Source organism: Sulfitobacter brevis, from assembly GCF_900112755.1.
GTDB classification, from domain to species: domain Bacteria; phylum Pseudomonadota; class Alphaproteobacteria; order Rhodobacterales; family Rhodobacteraceae; genus Sulfitobacter; species Sulfitobacter brevis.
The window spans coordinates 1-2075 of the sequence record NZ_FOMW01000060.1; the positions used below are offsets into that span (position 1 = coordinate 1).

A 2075-nucleotide genomic window follows, 5' to 3' on the forward strand; every position below is an offset into this window, starting at 1 on the left:
CGTAAGCGGGCGGGATCAGGCGCACTTCGTGGCCCAACTTGCCAATCTCACGGCCCCAGAAATGCGCGCCGCCGCACGCTTCCATCGCAACCACGCATCGCGGAAGTTGGCTGAAAAACACCAAAACCTGCGTCCGCCGCAACTTCTTGCGCAAAACCGCGCGGCCTGCGCCGTCAGCTCCATGCACTTGGAATACATTCTTCGCCAAATCGAGTCCGACCGTGATAATATCCGACATGACCGCTCTCCTTTTTGTGGATCATTGCAGACCCACCTTGGCACATCGATGCCGCCGGAGGGCGGTTACATCATCAAAGCCCTGCCCTTGTTATCCTATCGCTGCTGTTTCTTGATCCTTAAGCGCATCTGCCAGAAACTTTGTGAATGGCACGATATCTTCTCGGACGCTCGCGGCTTCCAGCGCGGTCATGTAGGCAGCGCGGTTTTCGACTTTTATCACCGTCCATGGTTGTCCTGCTGCAGCCAACATCACATTCATCAAGAACCGAGCCGTACGGCCGTTCCCATCTAAGAACGGATGTATGAATACAAAGATGAAATGACCGAGCACTACACGAACCGCAGGATTGGTCTCCACCCGTAGAAGCTCGAAAAACACTGGCATACATTCACGGACGGCTTCGACGCTCATCGGCACATGCTGAGAACCCCGAATATAGACTGGCGCGTTTCGATAGCCCGCAAGCTGCGCCGCCTTCAGTATGCCCGCCCCCACAGATGGCGTGAACAACGCCCGGTACCATCCTGTCAGATCACGCTCTGCGACTTCTCCAACATCTTCACCTTCAAGAACGGCGCGCACGCTTTCACGTACGCTTTGAAACGCCTCCCAATAGCCGCGTGCCGCAAGTGCATCTTTCATCGCAAGATCTTCTTTGTCGCCATCCGGGTTCCAACCTCCTGAGCGCACTTTCTCAATCAGTTCAGGTGAGACCCGATAGCCCTCGATGGACAGCGAATGATAGGCATCGGTCACATAGATTTCATCCATCGCGGTCAGATAGGCCTCGGCATCATTTGTGATCGGCTGAGCGGCAGGAAAATGCGCGATCACTGCTTCGCGCATGGCTTCCCACTTTAACCGGATGCGGTGCACATGCGGTGACGTTTCCCGCCCGGCATTGAGGACAGTCACGCTTTCCGCAAACGGATCGCTCATCCGTACATCGTGTGACGCCGCTTTCATAGTTGAGACGATTTCGTCGGCAATTCTTGTCTTGCCAATACTTCGAAACGCCCCCGCCAATCGCCCTGCTGCACTGGTGTGCCCACCCTCCAAAAGTCTAGCCAAGAGGGCAGAAGCATCTGGTATAATCGCTAGGATCGTCCGCGCATCTGTCGCGTTCTGTTTGAAGAAATTTTCAGGAACAAGGATCAATGCCTCTTCTATTGAGAACAAGCGTAACCCATCGTTAACGACAAGCGAGTCTCCCCGCGCAAACGTCGCACGGGTCTCGAAGATCGAGGTCTTGTGTGGGAAGTCAGTTTTCATATTACCGGCCTTCGGGGCTCGGACGAGCAGCTGCACCGGGACTGCCGTATCGCCTGCATGCAACTTCAGGGACTGCTCGGGTGACAACGACCAATCCTCACCAAATCGATCCGAGAGGTATTGGGCACAGAACCCCCAGAAGGAGGTGTACCAAGCGGTGCTCTCACCGACGCGTTCGTCAGGCCGGGACATGATGTACCAGCCTTTGATCACTTCTTTTATAAATCCAGCTTTCAGCAATCGTTCCCGATGGGTTCTGGTCAAATTGGTAGACCTAATAGCGATGACACCCTTTGACTGAAGGTCGCTGATAACCTGCAAGGACTCCGCCAATTTCTCCGCTGCACTTGCCATCTCACAAACCCTCCACCTGTTCGGTCATTAGGGTTTGAAGCTGTAGTATGTTTAGGGCTTCATGTCGATCACTTTTTAGGTTTTTGAGTTGTGCAATCTTTAGGATATTGAACCCTATCAAGAAAAAAACGGCACCGTACATGTCATCATTGATGTACAGATATACGTTTTCTGCGCTGTGCAAACACACGTAATCTCTGTCGATCAT

At 53.3% G+C, this 2075-nt stretch carries 2 protein-coding genes and 1 pseudogene; all 3 read right to left on the minus strand.

What is annotated here, in order from left to right; translation table 11 throughout:
• Positions 1-238: pseudogene (locus BM174_RS20670) on the minus strand (IS110 family transposase); the annotation flags it as partial.
• Positions 239-328: 90 nt separating this feature from the next.
• On the minus strand, positions 329-1867 hold the full coding sequence (locus BM174_RS20675) for a Fic family protein (RefSeq protein ID WP_093925670.1): 1539 nt from the start codon (positions 1865-1867) through the stop codon (positions 329-331).
• 1 nt (position 1868) lies between these two features.
• Positions 1869-2075: hypothetical protein (locus tag BM174_RS21290; RefSeq protein WP_093925671.1), on the minus strand; the 207-nt coding region annotated here is incomplete at its 5' end.

What these genes read in the sequence shown, in the direction of transcription:
- BM174_RS20675 (WP_093925670.1), bottom strand. Translation starts at nt 1,867, where the DNA reads ATGGCAAGTGCAGCGGAGAAATTGGCGGAGTCCTTGCAGGTTATCAGC.